An 18941-nucleotide genomic window follows, 5' to 3' on the forward strand; every position below is an offset into this window, starting at 1 on the left:
TTCAAAATACACCTATTCTTCGGAGTATTCGGCTGCCCTTTTTGGTGAAACTTACGGAAAAGGTTTAAATCAGATTTTCCAATTATTATCTGTAGTCGAGGATACGCCAGAGAATACAAATATGATTCAGGCTTGTAGAATCATGAAAGTTTTCTTGTTTCAAAAATTGACAGATACTTATGGTGAAGTTCCTTATTTTGAAGCAGGAAAAGGATACAACGGAAACGTTTTTTCTCCGAAATATGATACGCAAGAAGCTATTTACAACGATCTTTTAAAAGAATTAGACGAGGCTGGAACAGCACTAGATGCTGGAAAACCTTTTGTTGGAAATGCCGATTTGTATTATCAAAGTGATGTTGCAAGATGGAAGAAATTGGCAAATTCTTTAATGTTAAGAGTAGCAATGCGTTTGTCTAAAGTAAATCCTGCAAAAGCAAAAGAGTTTGTTGAAAAAGCCTATGCTAAAGGAGTTTTTACTTCAAATGATGACAGTTTGGTTTTAAAGCACGATGCCGGTCGTGCAGGGGTTAAGACGAATCCAATTACCTCTTCTTGGGTTAGAAATGATTTAAATGGAGGAGAATCAAACATTAAATTCAGTAAAACTTTCATCGATTTATTGAAAAATACAAACGATCCGCGTTTACGAATTTATGCAAAACTAGAAGCTACAGGAGATAATAGCCCAGCAAGTCAGCAAGGTTTGGCAAATGATGCAAAAGAATTTCCGGGAGGAGATAAAAAATTGTTCTCAGACCCAAATACTTCAACAGTATTGCGTTTAGATGCTCCAACATTAATTATGTCTTATGCTGAGGTTCAGTTTTTATTGGCAGAAGCGGCAGTAAAAGGATGGAACGTTGGCGGATCGGCTCAGACTTATTATGAGAATGGAGTAAGAGCAGCTATGAATATTTTAACCATTTTTGGAGATAAAGTGCCTGCAGTTACATTAGCAGAATATAACACTTATATTACTACTTATCCATTTAAATCTGGAGGAACAGAAGCAGAAAAAATCGAGCAGATTATTACTCAAAAATGGATTGTATTGTTGTTCAACGGTTTTGAAGCATTCTCAGAATACAGAAGAACAGGTTATCCAGTTTTAGTTCCTGTGAATGATCCAACAGGAGACACAAAAGGAACAATCCCGAGAAGATTAATTTATGATCAGTCAGAACTTATTACAAACGAGGCTAATTATAAAGAAGCCATTCAACGTCAAGGTTTAGATTTAATGACCACAAGAATCTGGTGGGATAAATAATTTTTAAAGTGGTTGGTTAGTTAAGATAAGTCGGGTAATGAGCATACCCGGCTTATTTTTAAAATCATATAATAAATTGATCTAAAAATCAAGCAATTTGAGAAGTTACTTTACAGATTCAAATACCTTTTTTTTCGCAGCAAACTAAGAGAGATTCTGCTGAAAAAGATGGATTTACTTTCTGTATTTAAAAGATTTCAAAAAGCGATATTTAAGAATTTGTTTCATTATTTGAATTTAAAACAATCCACATTAAAACCAAAATAAAGCATAAGGCAGTGGTAAAGAAGATATTTCTAGTTGTATTTTAGAGTTACTAACAAAGAATAGATTCTAAAGAGAAGGAATAAACTTGGTCATTTCTTTCCTTCTCTAAACTGCCAAATTAGTTACCTTTTTACTAATTTTAGAAGGTATTAATATAGTATTCCATAAAATGAATTATCAAAAAAAACTTCACTGTTTCATGTGCCTATTTTGGGTAGGTTTTACATCAATTGCCTTTTCACAGCAAATTGATTTAAAAAACAATTGGGCATACCGTGAAGAGAAAACGCAAAAATGGTATCCGGCGACTGTTCCGGGAGAAATTCACACCGATTTGCTAAACAGCAAATTAATACCAGATCCGTTTTACAGAGATAATGAAGAAAAACTGCAATGGATAGAACGCAAGAACTGGGAATACAAAACCACTTTTCAGGTTACAGCAAATATGCTGAAAAAGAAAAATACAGATTTAGTTTTTGACGGATTAGATACTTATGCATCTGTTTATGTAAACAATCAGCTGGTTTTAAAAGCCGATAATATGTTTCGTCAATGGCGTGTTGAGGTTAAAAAAGTCTTGAAATCAGGAAATAATGATTTGAGAATCGTATTTCAATCGGCACAAAATGTGGTTGATTCTCTGGCTAAAAAAGATTATCCATTTGTAATTCCAGATAATTCGCGTGCCTATGTACGTAAAGCACAATACCATTTTGGTTGGGATTGGGAACCAAAATTTACAACCTGCGGAATATGGAAAATGCCAAGATTGGAATCTTACAACGAAAAAAATCCCGAGAAATCTTATGTTTTAAATCGAAAGATTGAATTAATACAAGAGCCAGATAGTTTAGGCAGATCTTTCTATTTTAAAATTGATGGAAAACCTGTTTACATGAAAGGAGCCAATTATATTCCATCAGATGCTTTTCTTTCTAGAGTAGATAAAAAAGAATATGAAAAAATAGTTTTATCTGCCAAAGAAGCCAATATGAATATGCTTCGCGTTTGGGGCGGTGGTATTTACGAAGATGATTATTTCTACGATTTATGCGATAAATACGGTATAAATGTCTGGCAGGATTTTATGTTCGCAGGCACAATGGTTCCTGGAGACGATGCTTTTTTTGAGAATGTAAAAAAAGAAGTCCAGTATCAGGTAAAAAGACTGCGTCATCATCCGAGTATTGTTTTATGGTGTGGAAACAACGAATCTGACGAAGCTTTTAAAAATTGGGGCTGGATGAAAAGTTTCAAAATTTCAAAACAAGATTCAATTCGTTTGTGGAAAGATTATACGCGTTTATTTCATGACAGTATTCCGAAATGGGTAAAAGAAGTGGATGATAAACGTCCGTATTTAAGTTCTTCGCCTTTACACCATTGGTCGAAAGCTAAAAGCATTACCGAAGGAGACAGCCACTATTGGGGAATTTGGTGGGGATTGGAAGATATTGAAGCCGTTCAGAAAAAAACAGGACGCTTTGTGAGCGAATACGGAATGCTGTCTTTACCGAATTATTCTTCAGTTGAAAGTTTTACTTCTCCAGAAGACCGTCATTTATATTCAGATACACTAAAAGTACATTTAAAAGCGGGTAAAGGTTTTGAGAAATTAGATTCTTATTTAGGTAAATATTTCATCGATGCTTCTAAAATTAAAAAAATGAATTTAGAAGATTATGTCTATTTGAGTCAGTGTCTGCATTATTATTCCATAAAAAATATTGTCGGAATTCATCGTTTGAAAGCACCTTATAACATGGGAACTCTAGTCTGGCAATTAAACGATTGTTGGCCTGTGGCAAGTTGGAGTATTACCGATTACCATAACCGACAGCCAAAAGCAGCTTGGTATGCTATAAAAGAAGCTTATAGAGACGACATAAAACCAGAAACTGATTTTACGCATCCGAAAGATTTGGCATTAGAAGACCCAAAAATAAGCTGGGAAATAAAAGGGAATAAGGTAATTGTAAAAGCTCAGAAAATGGCAAAATACGTTTGCATCTCGATGAAAGGGTATAACGGAAAATGGAGCGATAATTATTTTGATCAAAAAGCAGGAGAAGAAAAAATAATTTCGTTTGAAGGGAAAATATCAAAGCCCGAGATTAAGATTTATTCTTTGTTTGATGTTCTTAAAAGGTACTAAGATGCTAAGGTTCTAAGGGACAAAGGTTTTTTGTAGAGACGCACTGCAGTGCGTCTAACATACAGAATTTAAAAATATTTGCGTCAAACTTAAACAGACGCAATCAAAAATAAAAATATATGAGAATAGTATTTAGCGGTTTTTTGGCTTTGAATTTACTTTTTGCTAACCCGATAATTTCGCAGCAAAAAAGGAAAAACAAACCGATACAAATTATACACAATATGTAGATCCGCTTATTGGTTCGGCGGGGCATGGCCACGTATTTGTGGGGGCAAATGTTCCTTTTGGAGCGGTACAGTTGGAGCCTGTAAATATTTTTGAAGGATGGGATTGGTGCAGCGGTTATAACTATGCCAGCAATACCATTTTAGGTTTCACACATACGCACTTAAGCGGAACCGGAATTGGAGATTTAAATGATATTCTGGTACTTCCTGTTAGTGGAAAAGTCGGTTTAACCAAAGGAACAAAAGAAGATATGGTAAACGGTTACGGTTCGTATTTCTCTCATAAAAACGAAGTGGTAAAACCAGGATATTATAGCGTTTTATTGGATAAATATAAAATCAAAGCCGAATTAACAGCCAGCGAAAGAGTTGGTTTTCATAAATATACTTTTGAGAACACAAACGATTCACACATTTTAATTGATCTAGCTGACGGAATTGGCTGGGACAGACCCGTAAAAACGTTCATAAAAAAAATAAGCGAAACTAAGATTGAAGGCTATCGTTATTCGGCAGGTTGGGCAGCAGATCAGCGCATTTATTTCGCAATGGAATTCTCTGAACCAATCACAAATATGATGGTTTATGACAGCACAGCGGTGGTTAAGGGAATAGAAGGTGAAGGCTTAAAAATAAAAGTGGTTTTAGATTTTAAAACCTTAAAAAATAAACAGATTCTGGTAAAAGTTGGAATTTCTCCAGTTAGTACCGAAAATGCATCTGCAAATATAAAATTAGAAATTCCGAATTGGGATTTTGAAGCGATTGTAAAATTAGCAGATTCAAAATGGAACAAGGAGCTGAATAAAGTTCAAATAAAAGCGGACGAAAAAACAATGAAAGTTTTCTACACTTCATTGTATCACACTATGTTTGCGCCTTCCATTTTTAATGATGCCAATGGAGATTATCTGGGAACAGATAAAAAAGTCTACGAAAAAGCCAATTTTACCAACTACACTACTTTTTCACTTTGGGACACTTACCGTGGACTGCATCCATTGTATACCATTACGCAGCCAGAAAAAATCAATGATATTGTAAAATCGTTTTTAGCGATTTATCAGCAGCAAGGAAGGTTGCCGGTTTGGCATTTAATGGGGAATGAAACCAATACGATGAACGGAAATCATTCTATAGCTGTTATTGTCGATGCTTATTTAAAAGGATATCGTGATTATGATGTCAATTTAGCGTACGAAGCCATTAAAAAAACGGCAATGCAAACTCGCGACGGAATGGATTATGTTCAGAAACTAGAATATATTCCTGCCGATAAACTATTAGAATCTGTTGGAAATGCTTTAGAATATGCGATCGATGATTATTGTATCGCTTTGATGGCAAAAGCTTTAAACAAAACAGACGATTATAGTTACTTTACGAAAAGAGCGAATTTATACAAAGAATATTTCGATAAAGAAACCACTTTTATGCGCGGTAAATTGACAAATGGAAATTGGAGAACGCCGTTTAATCCGCTTTCATCTGCACATCGTAAAGACGATTATGTCGAAGGAAATGCTTGGCAGTACACGTGGCTGGTTCCACAAGATCCGTACGGTTTAATTGATTTATTTGGAAGCGAAGAGAAATTTATCGCAAAATTGGATTCGCTTTTTCTCCTGACTGATAAAGTAGAAGGAGAGGACGTTTCGCCAGATATTAGCGGTTTAATAGGCCAATACGCTCACGGAAATGAGCCAAATCATCATATTCCGTATTTGTATGCGTATGTCGGACAGCCTTGGAAAACAGCAAAATTAATTCGAGAAATCGATGAGAAATTCTACTCAACAAAACCAGACGGATTATGCGGTAATGAAGATTTAGGACAAATGTCGGCTTGGTACGTTTTATCTTCTATGGGATTCTATTCGGTTAATCCAGCAAACGGAATTTATGTTTTAGGAAGTCCGTTGGTAAATTCAGCTGTCATTCATCATAAAAAAGATATTTCATTTACGATAAATGCAATAAATAACAGCGCTTCAAATATGTATATTCAAAAAGCAGAATACAACGGAAAACCCTATACAAAATTGTATATCACACAAGAGATGATCGTAAAAGGAGGAGAATTGAAATTATATATGGGAAGCAAGCCATCACCAACATTTGGAGTTAAGAAAGAAGATAGACCATTTTAGTAGTTTTCAGTCACAGTCTCAGGATGCAGTTCCTGCAAGGTTTTTAAAAACGTGTAGGTATTTAGACAATGATCAAAAGCTTAAAGCATAAAGCAAAAAAAATATGAAAATAAAAAGTTTAATTTTTTTAGGAATAGTACAGTCCTGTCTTTTTCTAAATGCACAGGTAAAAGCCTTAGATCCTGTAGAATATGTAAACCCATTAATGGGAACGCAATCTTTGCATAATCTTTCAAACGGAAATACGTATCCCGCAATTTGTAGACCATGGGGAATGAATTTCTGGACACCACAAACAGGTAAAATGGGCGATGGATGGGCTTATACGTATACAGCAGAAAAAATTAAGGGATTTAAGCAGACGCATCAGCCATCGCCTTGGATGAACGATTACGGACAATTTTCGATTATGCCAGTTACTGGTAAAGTCGCTTTCGCAGAAGATGAACGCGCGAGCTGGTTCAGTCATAAAGCTGAGGTTTCAAAGCCATATTATTACAGCGTTTATCTTGCTGATCATGACGTTACAACCGAAATTACAACGACAGAAAGAGCGGCGCATTTTCAGATTACATTTCCTGAAAATGATAAATCTTCTATCGTAATCGATGCATTCGATAAAGGTTCTTACATCAAAATAATTCCGTCAGAAAATAAAATAATCGGTTATACGACTCGTAATAGTGGAGGAGTTCCTCAAAATTTCAAGAACTATTTTGTGTTAATTTTCGATAAACCATTTGCAGTAAATTCTACTTGGGTTGATAAAGTTTTGACTGTTGATAAACTAGAAGCAGAAGGAAATCATACAGGAGCTGTTGTTGGATTTAAAACCAAAAAGGGAGAAAAAGTCAATGTTAAAGCGGCATCTTCTTTTATAAGTCAGGAGCAGGCAGAATGGAACTTGAAAAACGAATTAGGCGCATCAACTTTTGAAGAAACGGTTTCGCAGTCTAAAGCAGAATGGAATAAAGTTTTAGGAAAAATTGCGATTGAAGATACCAATACAGATCAGTTAAAGACCTTTTATTCTTGTTTATACCGTACAGTTTGTTTTCCTCAAAAGCAATATGAAATTGATAAAGACGGAAAAATTGTGCACTACAGTCCATACAACGGAAAAACCCTTCCTGGATATATGTACGCAGGAACAGGATTTTGGGATACTTTCCGTGCTTTATATCCATTGCTAAATTTGGTTTATCCTTCTATTAATAAAGAAATGCAGGAAGGATTGATAAATGATTATAAAGAAGGCGGATTTCTGCCAGAATGGTCAAGTCCAGGTTTTAGAAATGTAATGGTTGGAAATAATTCAGCTTCTGTAGTTTCTGATGCTTACATGAAAGGATTACGCGGTTATGACATCAATACTTTATACGAAGCTTTACTTCATGGTGCCAATAATGAAGGTCCGATGGATGCTGTTGGAAGAAAAGGAGTTCAGTACTACAACACTTTAGGATATGTTCCGTATGATGTAAAAATCAATGAAAATGCAGCGCGAACACTAGAATATGCTTACGATGATTTTGCGATTTGGAAATTGGCAAAAGCATTAAATCGTCCGAAAAAAGAAATCAGTCTGTACGAAAAACGAATGCTGAATTACAAAAAACTTTACAATCCAGAAATAGGATTAATGAGCGGACGAAATAAAGACGGCAGTTTTCCAGCCAATTTTAATCCGTTTAAATGGGGAGATGCTTTTACCGAAGGAAACAGTTGGCATTACAGCTGGAGTGTTTTTCACGACATCCAAGGGCTGATTGATTTGATGGGCGGAGAGAAAAATTTCACAGCAAAATTAGACGCTGTATTTACTACACCTCCAATTTTTGATGACAGCTATTATGGTGCTGTTATTCACGAAATCCGTGAAATGCAGATTATGAATATGGGGCAATATGCGCACGGAAACCAGCCAATTCAACACATGATTTATCTGTACAATTATGCAGGAGAACCTTGGAAAACACAATATTGGTCAAGAGAGGTCATGAATCGTTTGTACAAACCAACTCCAGATGGTTATTGCGGAGATGAAGACAACGGACAGACTTCTGCATGGTATATTTTTTCAGCCATGGGATTTTATCCAGTTTGTCCAGGAACAGAAGAATATGTTTTGGGGGCACCTTTGTTTAAGAAAACGACATTACAGTTAGAAAACGGAAAACAGCTTATTATCAATGCACCAAATAATTCAGAAACTAACAAATATGTAAACGAATTAAAATGGGATAATGCTCTTCATACTAAAAATTACATCAACCATTTTGATGTATTGAAAGGAGGCGAATTAAATTTTGATATGACAAGTTCTCCTAATTTTAAAAGAGGCACAACAAAGGAATCATTCCCATATTCTTATTCAACTTCAAAATAAAAATATATGCAGTCACGTAGAAAATTTATAAGAAATGCAGGCATTTTTTCAGCAGGATTACTGGCACTTCAAACAGAAGCTTTCGGATTTAATTCAGATGCTTTTCCCTTTCCGCTAAAAGATTTTGTTTCTAAAAGACCTCCTGTTGCCGAAAGAAAATTTACGAGTAAAGCAATTGAAGCCGCTATCGTACGCATTAAAAAACAAATCGGCAATCCTGAGTTAGCATGGATATTCGAAAACTGTTTTCCAAACACATTAGATACCACAGTCGATTTTGAGATTATTGATGGGAAACCAGATACGTATGTAATTACAGGAGATATTGATGCCATGTGGCTTAGAGACAGTACGGCACAGATTTGGCCTTATATTCCGTTTGTAAAAGAAGATCCGAAACTGGCAGAACTGGTAAAAGGAGTAATTAATCGTCAAGCGAAATGTATTCTGCTGGATCCGTATGCGAATGCTTTTTATAAAGATTTTACGAAGGAAAGCGAATGGAAAAATGACCTTACTAAAATGCAGCCCGGAATTCACGAAAGAAAATGGGAAATTGACAGTTTGTGTTATCCTGTTCGACTAGCACACGGATATTGGAAGGAAACAGGAGACATCAGTTTATTTGATGCCAAATGGAAAGAAGCCATGCTTTTAATTCTTCAGACTTTTAAAGAACAGCAGCGAATGGACGGCAAAGGCGGGCCATATAGTTTTCAGCGTCAGACGGCTTGGGCTACAGATGGAGTTCCGTTAGGCGGTTATGGCTATCCTGTAAAACCTTGCGGATTAATTGTCTCGACTTTCCGACCAAGTGACGATTCTACTTTGTTTGGTTATCTGATTCCAAGTAATATGTTCGCTATTGAAATATTGGGCTATCTGATTGAAATTTTCTCTCTTCCAGCTTTAAAAGACAATGATTTGGTTGCGAAAGCCACAAAACTGAGAGATGAGGTTCAAAATGGACTTAATGAACACGGAATCATCAATCACCCGAAATTCGGAAAAATTATAGCTTTTGAAGTAAACGGATACGGCAGTTTCCATATGATGGATGACGCCAATGTGCCGTCATTATTATCATTACCATATTTAGGTGCAATTGCTCCAAATGATCCTTTATATCTTAATACAAGAAAAGTGGTGCTGTCTGAAAATAATCCGTTTTTCTATAAAGGAAAAGCAGGCGAAGGTATTGGCGGTTCGCACACGGGAGTTGATACGATCTGGCCTATGAGTATTGTTTTGAGAGCGATTACAAGTGTAGACGAAAAAGAAATAAAGGCTTGTATCAGCAATTTAATTAAAACAAACGCCGATACAGGATTTATGCACGAATCATTTCATAAAGACGATGTAACCAAATTTACACGTAAATGGTTTGCTTGGGCAAATACATTATTTGGTGAAATGATTGTACATACCAGTATTCATTATCCTCAAATTTTAAAAGACAAAAATATCTAGTACTAAAGCTAAATAATTAAAAATGAATACATCACACGCCATTGGGCTGGATATAGGAGGAACGCATATTACAGCTGCGGTTATTGATAAAGCAGAAATGAAAGTTCTTGACGTTTCGCTTTGTAAAGAATCTTTTGATTCAAATATGCCAGCAGATCAGGTTATGAGCATTTGGAAAAAAGTAATCAGCACCGCAATAGAAAATTCTAATGTAAAAGATATTACAGGAATTGCAATTTGCATGCCTGGACCTTTTGATTATAAAAACGGAATTTGCTGGATTAAAGATCAGTCGAAATACGAACATTTTTACGGATTAAACATTCGAGAATTGCTTTTGGAAACTCTAGATTTTCCTGCAGATTTTCCAGTTCTTTTTGAAAATGACGCTGTTTGTTTTGGAAAAGGAGAAGTTTTTAAACAGCAGGAAAATCTTTCTAAAAAAGTAATGGCCGTAACATTAGGAACTGGATTAGGAGCTTGTTTTATTGATAAAGGAACGTCAATTAGTTCAGGTAATTCTGTTCCTACTGATGGTGAAATATACAATCTGTCTTATAAAGATGGAATTGCCGAAGATTATGTTTCAGTTAGAGGTCTTTTATCACATTACAAATCTTTAAGTGGTAGCGATCTTAATAATGGTTTAGAACTTTATAATTTAGCGAAAAATGGAGATCAGAAGGCTATTCAGGTATTTGAAAGAATGGGAGAGGATTTAGCAACAGTTGCAATTCCGTGGATTACCAACTTTACAGCAGATCATATTATTATTGGTGGAAAAATTGCCAATGCAAGCGATTTGTTTTTGTCTTCATTTAACAAAACAATTGAGGAATCGGGTTCTGAAATTCAAGTTTCCATTTCAAATGACAACGAAGTGGCAGCATTATTAGGAGCCGTCAGTTTCCTTTGCGATTAAAAACAAAAACGGATGAGTATTGGACTCATCCGTTTTTTGTTTTGATTAATATTTCTTAATCTTTATAGAATTATCATCTAGAGCTAAAGCCGGTTTTTTATTTGTTTATAAAATCGTAAAAGCAATATTTAAAGAAATAATGTTTCTATTTCAAGTCTCTAACTGTATTAATTGGTAGTCAGGCAGTCTTCAATATTTTCAGGAAGTGGTGTCGGCTTAACCAGTGCATTGAGATTGTTGAAATCTCCATGACAATTTGAAATTAAAAGCGCTTTTACCATGCCTTCCATTCTCTTTTTAGGATTGGCCATCTCAATCCATCCCAGTTTCTTAAGCGTATCTTTGCTTTCTGCAGGATATGAGCCATATTTATACTGTGCTAGAAGGAAAAAAAACTTTTGATAGTCCGTAAGCCGATCAACGTCAAGTTGCGATACTTTTGGAAGTGGCTCAAGAGAGTTACATTGATAGTCTGAGGAATATACATTTGCCCTTAAGGCTCTATTCCAAGCATCTCTAGCGGTCGGATATAATGTTTTTAGATCTTCAGGTATTCTGTTTTGAAGGCTGACCTCCTTGATTTGGTTACTGATTGACGCTGATGCCATTTTGTTAAAAGTCTGGATGCCATATGAGCAGTCCGAGGAGACTGTGGGAGGAGTGGCAGGAGCGGATGGTGTGCTTGTATTGTGGGTGCCACATCCAAGTGTAATGGTGCATAACAAGCCAAATAGTTTGAAATAATATCTGTTCTTGATCATATGATGAAATGCTTTAGGAGTCATAGAATTTATTCTTTTTATTTTCGTGTCAAGTTATAGGATATTCCTACTAGAAAACTGGCTTGTATATCTGATTTTGTCTCAGGGACATAGTTTGCATCTGTGAATTGATTATCTCCATACATGGAGTGGATTCTATTAACTTGAGCAAAAGCCGCTCCTAAATGCAATATTGCACGCTGATATTTTCCAAATATAAAGCTAACTGTTGGAGACAAAACTAGCTTTGTTGACTGGTTGAACATAAATCCTGCCCCCAATGAGCCCCCAATATTGAAATTCCTGTCCCACTGCGAGTGGAAATTGACAAAGCCCATTGCTCCGTAGGAAAGCTTTCCGTTGTCAGTTGTCTCAATTTTGTAATTATTTGTGGTTGTATTGTCTGGATTTTGGATTACTTCTATTGTTTTTGTATAGCTCTCGTCATACAGTCGAGAGAAAAACACTCCAGCAGAATAATCTATTTTTAGACCCTTTGTCACTGGCAAGTTCACTATTGTTTCAGTCGTCGTGGAGTTCACTAAACTGTTTTTAGTAGTTAATTTCAGCACAAAGGCGTCAGTTTCTTCTATTTTGATATTAGTGAATTTTTTCTCATATTTTAAGTATAAGAGAGCTTTGTAATTGTTTACGGTGACATCCATCTTTGGGGACAAATTCTTCAGATAATCCTCTTTTAAGTCTTCTATTTTTTTTAGTGTAACTTTCAGTTCTTCGGTTGGATCTTTATATTCGCATCCTTTTTCTTTTTTCTTTCCCTTTATTTCGATAGCAATCTCTTTTGAAATATTTTCCAAATTATCACTTAAAGAATCGGAAACTCTCTCAAAATATTTGTAATATTGTTCTTTTTCGTATGAAATAAAAGCTGCATTTGCATGGTCAATACAGTTTTTAGCCTCTGGTTGAGGTTGAGTGTTGTCAAATGGATATTCCTTGATTTTTATTACATCATTCTCTATAGCCTTGCAAAGGATATCTTCTGTTAGATAATTCATGTATTTTAACTGTGTTATTTGATTATCTAATTTTGCAACCTGATTGTAGAAGTTTATGAAGCGTAATCGTTTTGAATTAATTTCGTCTAGCTTTGTTTTTGTTTCCGTGATTTTTTTACACTTGTCATCATCCTTATGAAGATTTTCCGGAGTTTCCGTAGGAGTTTTAGGGATGCTCAAAAATTGTGACAAGGCTCCATTTTGATTTGTACTCATATAGTATAAGACTGCAGGATCCTGAGCCAAAGTCATGTCATGTACTATTGGATTGTATTTTTTGATAGTAACATCAATGTTTGATCCTTCGACAATTTTGATATTGTTGCCGTTGACTATTTGATTTTTTCCGTTTTCGTCTAAAGTATAGTATGTAGAGCTCTTGGTAGTATAATCATAATCGATGCTACTCATTTTCTTTTTGCAACCACAAGACTGTAAAAGCAATAAAATTAAAAGAATTAGGGATAGTAATGTTCTATTCATAGTATTTGGGTTTGTTATGGATTAGTATTCTTTTGGGGTTGTTGGTTGTTTTTTTTGTGTTTTAATTAACACAAATATATGTATTAATTTATATTTTTAACATTTGTTTGAAGTTGAGTATCGTTTTGTAGCCATGTTTTTTGAATAGGAGAGGATTTCTTTTGAAGATGTTTTTTTATTTTATGAAACGTGCCAAAGCTAATAGAAATAGGCATTTTAGATATATTTGTTAATGAATTTGCTATGCTAATATTTGCAAATTTTCTTGTCTTTCGTGCCAAAAGAAAAATTCAACATTTTGTGAAAACAGGTATTTATACGGGGGTAGATTGAAAAGTTTTCTGCCATACTTATTACAATCTTATTTTTATCTATTTATGAAAATAATATGATGAAAAAACTAGCATTTATGTTTGGTTTCATTGCTTGGTTTAAGCTTAACTTTTATTTAAAAAAAGTACTAAGAAATAAGTACGATTTTCATATGGAATTAATTAATGATAGATGGTTTCCAATGCAATTCCTTGCTTTTAATGTATTTGTCTGTAGAAAAAATGATTGAGATTTGGGTTCAACCAAAGGAGGGGAATCAGTTAAGATTTGATTTCTGAAAAGCGCAGAAAACAAAAAAGCCTTTAAACATTTATGTTCAAAGGCTTTTTACTTTTTTAGTTTCTTCTGAAACTTCATCTGGCGGAGAAAGAGGGATTCGAACCCCCGGACCTGTTACAGTCAACAGTTTTCAAGACTGCCGCATTCGACCGCTCTGCCATTTCTCCAGTATGTTGCTCTCATTTTCTGATTGCGAGTGCAAAGATAAGGTGTTTTTTGAATTGTGAAAATTTTTTTGAAACTATTTACAAAGAAAATGATCTACTCATAAAAAAGAAAATCCCTGAGAAAGCTAAAGGTTTAAGAGTGAGGTAAAAACAGAAAGAATGGAATTAAGGCATCTTAGTTTGCTTTGTGAAATATTTCAATTTAAGATAATTTTTAATCTGTGATGAGGTTTTAAGTAACAAATCAGAAGATTTGCGACATATAACTTAAACCAGATAAAAATGATGACACTTATAGCAATATTTTTTCCATGTATCTCCTTTCTTTTAAGAGGTAAAATTTTAACGTCTTTACTTTGTTTAATTTTACAGCTTACTTTAATCGGCTGGTTGCCTGCTGCCATATGGGCTGTCATATCGCTTCAGAATTCAAGAGCCGACAGACGTAATGAAAAACTAATAAGAGCCGTGCGAAAAAGATGATTTTTTCATTTTCAAAGTATCTGGAAATTTATGCCCATTTCTCATCAATAATTCCAGGTTTTTCAAAATCAATTATTCTCTCTTTGGGAATCATCAGTTTTTCAATCTGATTTTGATCTAGATATTGTTTTTGCTCTTTGATAAAATCAGAAGCGTCTAATACAAATTCAATTTTTTCTTTCACCAGTTTTTCAAAATCTTCTTCTGTCAAATCCAGCTGTATGGTTTGTCTTTCGATTTCTTTTCCAAAATAATTGTAATCAGTATTCCATTCTGGTTTTACTTTTTGTAAAATCTCTTCAAAAGCTTCTTTTCTTATCCAAACAGCCAATGCGCTTTCCTGATTTTCTTTTTCGCTCAATTGGTAATGATGCATTATGGATAGAAAACTTAGTTGTATTGAATTTACTTTTAAACCGCTGTAATCAGCCTTCCCGAGGTCTTGATTTTCTATAATAGAGGTAGCTATAGTTTTTGTATTAAGCAGATACAACACGGCAAATTCTTTTACTATACCATCATATGGAGGGTTGTCAAGAATGTCAAGGTTTTTCATTACATAACCTATTATGTTTTGCCCGTTTTCAGGCAACTCTTTTAATCTATCTGGATAATTTTCAAGAGCTATTGCAAAACCCTTATATTTTGATTCGCCTAAAACGGGAACTTTCCTTCTGAATTCAAAATCCCATTGCACCAGTCTTTTGGTTGCGTATGCAGCTATTACTTCATTGGCTTGCTGTTCTATTTGTTCTAAATACTTTTTAGCCTCTTTGGTGCCAATATCTGCGAGCGCCCAAGTACATTTTCTCTGCAAAGGAAAATACTCATTCCAACTAATATATTCATAATCTGAGAATGCTATTTTAAATAAAGTTTCTGCTGTAATAGGGTTTGAAATATATTGAAAAGCGCTAGCCATATCTTCGTGAGCTTCATGCCATTCCGATTCAAACAGTTGACAAAGAAGTAAAAGAATTTCTTCATCTTTTTCATAAGTGTAAATAAAAGAAAGAGCATCTTCATATACTCCGTCACTGTCTTTCTCTGTTAAAAGCCTTTTTATTTCAATTAAATCAGTTTCTCTTTGGGTCATTCGTTTATTAAAGATTTGGATTTTGGGAACGGTTGATTGGTATTCGTTTATTTCTTGAGCTAATATAAACAATTTGCGTTGGCTAAGTAGTTTGGTTTTTGAACAACTTTATTTACGGTGGAAGTTCCACTTAGAATAAATCTTGAATATATAACTCAAATTTAAAGTCGGAGGATGTTGTAGTAAAAAAGAAAACCCTTAACAAAGTTAAGGGTTTCAAAGTTCTGCGGAGAAAGAGGGATTCGAACCCCCGGACCTGTTACAGTCAACAGTTTTCAAGACTGCCGCATTCGACCGCTCTGCCATTTCTCCAGTATGTCGCAATCATTGCCTGATTGCGGGTGCAAATATAAGACGGTTTTTCGGTTATAAAAACTTTTTTCGGACTTTTTTTTGAAGTTTTTTAAGATAATTTTCAAGTGTCTAATTATCAGTATTTCCGAAAGTGATGTTTTTTGAGAAATTAATCTAAATCGTCTAAAATTGGCGTTGGTTTTTTGTTTTCGTCGACAGCAACAAACGAAAAAGTTCCTGAAACTACCGTTTCACGAAGTTCAGAATACATTTGTTCCATGAAAATATCGACGTGAATTTTACAGCTGGTTCTTCCAACGCTGTCTACTTTTGCTACTAATTCAATTAATGTACCTGCAGGAATTGCTTTTTTAAAGTCAATTTGTCCTGTAGAAATCGTAACAACTTTTTTACGGCTGAATCGAGTCGCGCAGATAAAAGCAACTTCATCCATTAAATGAAGAGCAGTTCCTCCAAATAAAGTATCATAATGATTCGTTGTACTAGGGAAAACGGCTTTAAAAATACGAGTTTCCGATTTTTGAATTCTTTCTTCTACTGTTCCCATATTAATAATTAACGTATTCTGTAATTTCAAGCCCGTATCCAATCATACCCACTCGTTTTGTTTGTTCTGTATTCGAAACCAATCTTATTTTAGAAATATCTATATCATGAAGAATTTGAGCTCCGATTCCGTAATCTTTACTGTCAATAATCACTTTCGGAGCTTTTAAAGTTCCGTTAGATTGTAATGTTTTAAGCTCAGAAATTCTGTTTAAAAGATTAACAGCGGTCATATCTTGATTGATAAAGATAACAGCGCCTTTTCCGTTTTCATTAATCACTTTAAACATATCGTCTAATTGCTGTTCTGCATTATTAGTCAATGTGCCTAATAAATCGTTGTTTACTTGAGAAGAGTGAATTCTGGTCAAAATAGGTTCGCCAAGATTCCAAGTTCCTTTAGTTAAAGCAATATGGATTTGCTTGTTTGTGGTTTGTTCGTAAGCTCTTAAACGGAAAGTTCCAAAACGAGTTTCGATATCAAAATCTTCTTTTTTAACAATCAAACTATCGTGCTGCATTCTATAAGCAACCAAATCTTCTATAGAAACTAATTTTAAATCGAATTTTTTAGCCACTTTAATCAATTCTGGCAAACGAGACATTGTTCCGTCTTCGTTCAAAATTTCGCAGATTACACCGGCAGGTTTAAATCCTGCCAAACGTGCAAAGTCAATTGCTGCTTCAGTATGTCCAGTTCTTCTTAAAACACCACCTTGTTTAGCAATTAAAGGAAAAATATGACCAGGACGAGCTAAATCGTGTGGTTTTGTATTTGGATCAACTAAAGATTGAACTGTTTTTGATCTATCAGCTGCAGAAATTCCAGTTGTAACTCCTTGACCTTTTAAATCAACAGAAACCGTAAAAGCAGTTTCCATGTGATCTGTATTGTTGGTAACCATTGCACGAAGATCCAGCTCTTTGCATCGGCTTTCTGTAAGTGGTGTACAGATTAATCCGCGTCCGTGAGTAGCCATAAAGTTGATCATTTCTGGAGTCACTTTTTCAGCAGCAGCCAAAAAATCACCTTCATTTTCTCGATCCTCATCATCGACTACAATGATTACTTTACCTTGACGAATATCTTCTATAGCTTCTTCAATGGTATTCAGTTGTATTTTTGTTGTTGACATAATTATTTTTGCTTTTGAGCAGGTAAGAACCGCTCAGAGATTTTCTGAAATAGTTGTGAAATAGGAGTTGTAATCGCATCAAAATTAATTAACCCGTTATCGTTTGTTGCACGATAGGTTAATAATATGGCAAGAGGCGACAAAATAAAAGAGGACATCCATGATCCTAAAAACGGAGTCATACCGCCTTCTTGAGATACTCTTTTTCCGAAAGTATTAATAAAATGGAAAGTAATAAAGATTAAAACGGCAAATACAATAGGAAGTCCAAGTCCCCCTTTTCTAATAATAGCACCAAGCGGAGCTCCAATAAAAAACATTAAGAAACAAGCAAAGGCAATTACAAATTTCTCGTACAAAGCAGTCAAATGCTTGTTGATTTCTCTTTGTTTGTCTTTTAGATCTCGTTGAGTAGTCTCAATTGAATAGATGCTGCTTGTAACATTGCTTCCAGCCATTTTTAAAACATCTACTTTTTCTTTGTTGGAATAAATAGATAAAAGATCATTTGGAAGTGGTTTCTTCTTGATGTTTTTTTGCGAATCTGTGAAAAACTTTTTAAAGCCAACTCGTTGATTAATGTTTTCAGAAAAAGAAACAATTTCGTTATCTAAATTTTTACTCAAGGAGTCTAGAGTATAGCGCAATTCATTAACATTCAACATTGCATTTGTTCCTGCAATGCTTTCTTTGCTGTCATCAACTTTGTTAAGTTCAGATAAATCGATGTTGATGATCTGTGTTTTAAATTTACCTTTTATAAAAGGCATTTTTGCACGATCTTCATATTTCTTTGGCGTAACATCTTGGTAGTAATAGCCATCATTTAAAACTAGCTTTAAAATACTAGATTTTTCGTTACTGACTAATTCACCAGTTTTAGCTTTAATTACGGTTTTGTTTTCACCCATATTATTCGCTTTCTCGTGAATAGTTACACCAGTTAGATGATTACCATTTTCGCCAGATTTTTTGTTTACTTTAATGTTGTAAGTGCCGACATCATTAAACTGACCTTCGGCAATAGCCATCGCAGGTTTGGCTTGTGCGATGTTTTTTCTAAAGTTGACAAATTTGTATTCGGCATACGGAATGACGTTGTTTGCAAACCAAAATGCCACAATACTTAAAACGAAAATAAAAATAATCAGTACTCTCATTGCTCTTTGCAGTGAGATTCCTGAAGATTTCATGGCTGCAAACTCATAATTTTCGGCAAGATTTCCGAAAGTCATAATAGAGGCTAATAAAACCGATAAGGGTAAAACCAGCGGTATAATTCGTGGCATAGAAAAAAGCAGGAATTTCACGACCAATGTTAAGTCGAGATCTTTACCTGCTAGTTCTGAAATAAATAGCCATACTGTTTGAAGTATGAATATGAAAAATAAGATTACAAATACCGTAGTAAATGTAAATAAGAATGTTTTTAATAAGTATTTGTCTAGTATTTTCAACCTTCTG

12 protein-coding genes, 2 tRNA genes and 1 pseudogene are annotated in these 18941 nt (G+C 34.6%); 7 read left to right on the forward strand and 8 right to left on the reverse strand.

The features are described from left to right. Positions 1-13: 13 nt before the first annotated feature. The 6 genes and pseudogenes from ACPWTF_RS19000 to ACPWTF_RS19025 form a co-directional block, all read left to right on the forward strand. Positions 14-1273 (forward strand): annotated as a pseudogene (locus tag ACPWTF_RS19000) (SusD/RagB family nutrient-binding outer membrane lipoprotein); the annotation flags it as partial. Positions 1274-1709: 436 nt separating this feature from the next. Then, complete coding sequence (locus tag ACPWTF_RS19005; RefSeq protein WP_427872522.1) at positions 1710-3698, forward strand: beta-mannosidase; 1989 nt, start codon at positions 1710-1712, stop codon at positions 3696-3698. Between the two features lie 238 nt (positions 3699-3936). Beyond that, positions 3937-6078, forward strand: coding sequence for a GH92 family glycosyl hydrolase (locus ACPWTF_RS19010; RefSeq protein ID WP_427875774.1), 2142 nt, complete (start codon positions 3937-3939; stop codon positions 6076-6078). Positions 6079-6181: 103 nt separating this feature from the next. Beyond that, positions 6182-8467 carry a GH92 family glycosyl hydrolase gene (locus ACPWTF_RS19015; protein WP_427872523.1) on the forward strand — a complete coding sequence of 762 codons (2286 nt, stop codon included), beginning with the start codon at positions 6182-6184 and terminating at the stop codon, positions 8465-8467. A gap of 6 nt (positions 8468-8473) precedes the next feature. Further along, positions 8474-9937: a glycoside hydrolase family 125 protein gene (locus ACPWTF_RS19020; RefSeq protein ID WP_427872524.1), complete on the forward strand. Its 1464-nt coding sequence runs from the start codon at positions 8474-8476 to the stop codon at positions 9935-9937. A 22-nt stretch (positions 9938-9959) separates the two neighbouring features. Next, complete coding sequence (locus ACPWTF_RS19025; protein ID WP_427872525.1) at positions 9960-10859, forward strand: ROK family protein; 900 nt, start codon at positions 9960-9962, stop codon at positions 10857-10859. Between the two features lie 167 nt (positions 10860-11026). Here ACPWTF_RS19025 and ACPWTF_RS19030 read toward each other — a convergent pair whose 3' ends face one another. The 3 genes from ACPWTF_RS19030 to ACPWTF_RS19040 form a co-directional block, all read right to left on the reverse strand. Then, positions 11027-11644, reverse strand: coding sequence for a hypothetical protein (locus ACPWTF_RS19030; protein ID WP_427872526.1), 618 nt, complete (start codon positions 11642-11644; stop codon positions 11027-11029). A gap of 14 nt (positions 11645-11658) precedes the next feature. Continuing rightward, positions 11659-13050, reverse strand: coding sequence for a hypothetical protein (locus ACPWTF_RS19035; RefSeq protein WP_427872527.1), 1392 nt, complete (start codon positions 13048-13050; stop codon positions 11659-11661). A 763-nt stretch (positions 13051-13813) separates the two neighbouring features. Further along, positions 13814-13901 (reverse strand) — tRNA-Ser (locus tag ACPWTF_RS19040). Between the two features lie 285 nt (positions 13902-14186). Between ACPWTF_RS19040 and ACPWTF_RS19045 the strand changes: the two genes are divergently transcribed. Continuing rightward, on the forward strand, positions 14187-14384 hold the full coding sequence (locus ACPWTF_RS19045) for a YqaE/Pmp3 family membrane protein (RefSeq protein WP_427875775.1): 198 nt from the start codon (positions 14187-14189) through the stop codon (positions 14382-14384). A 28-nt stretch (positions 14385-14412) separates the two neighbouring features. Here ACPWTF_RS19045 and ACPWTF_RS19050 read toward each other — a convergent pair whose 3' ends face one another. The 5 genes from ACPWTF_RS19050 to ACPWTF_RS19070 all read right to left on the reverse strand — a co-directional run bounded on the left by ACPWTF_RS19050 (position 14413) and on the right by ACPWTF_RS19070 (position 18934). After that, positions 14413-15480: a DUF4291 family protein gene (locus ACPWTF_RS19050; protein ID WP_427872528.1), complete on the reverse strand. Its 1068-nt coding sequence runs from the start codon at positions 15478-15480 to the stop codon at positions 14413-14415. Between the two features lie 227 nt (positions 15481-15707). Then, positions 15708-15792, reverse strand: a tRNA-Ser gene (locus tag ACPWTF_RS19055). Between the two features lie 151 nt (positions 15793-15943). After that, positions 15944-16342: an acyl-CoA thioesterase gene (locus ACPWTF_RS19060; RefSeq protein ID WP_125721663.1), complete on the reverse strand. Its 399-nt coding sequence runs from the start codon at positions 16340-16342 to the stop codon at positions 15944-15946. Position 16343: 1 nt separating this feature from the next. Then, on the reverse strand, positions 16344-17477 hold the full coding sequence (gene ribB, locus ACPWTF_RS19065; protein WP_172426962.1) for a 3,4-dihydroxy-2-butanone-4-phosphate synthase: 1134 nt from the start codon (positions 17475-17477) through the stop codon (positions 16344-16346). A 2-nt stretch (positions 17478-17479) separates the two neighbouring features. Further along, on the reverse strand, positions 17480-18934 hold the full coding sequence (locus tag ACPWTF_RS19070) for an LptF/LptG family permease (RefSeq protein WP_248725862.1): 1455 nt from the start codon (positions 18932-18934) through the stop codon (positions 17480-17482). Positions 18935-18941 lie beyond the last annotated feature (7 nt).

It is taken from the genome of Flavobacterium sp. MMS24-S5 (genome assembly GCF_050320125.1).
Lineage (GTDB): Bacteria > Bacteroidota > Bacteroidia > Flavobacteriales > Flavobacteriaceae > Flavobacterium > Flavobacterium tyrosinilyticum.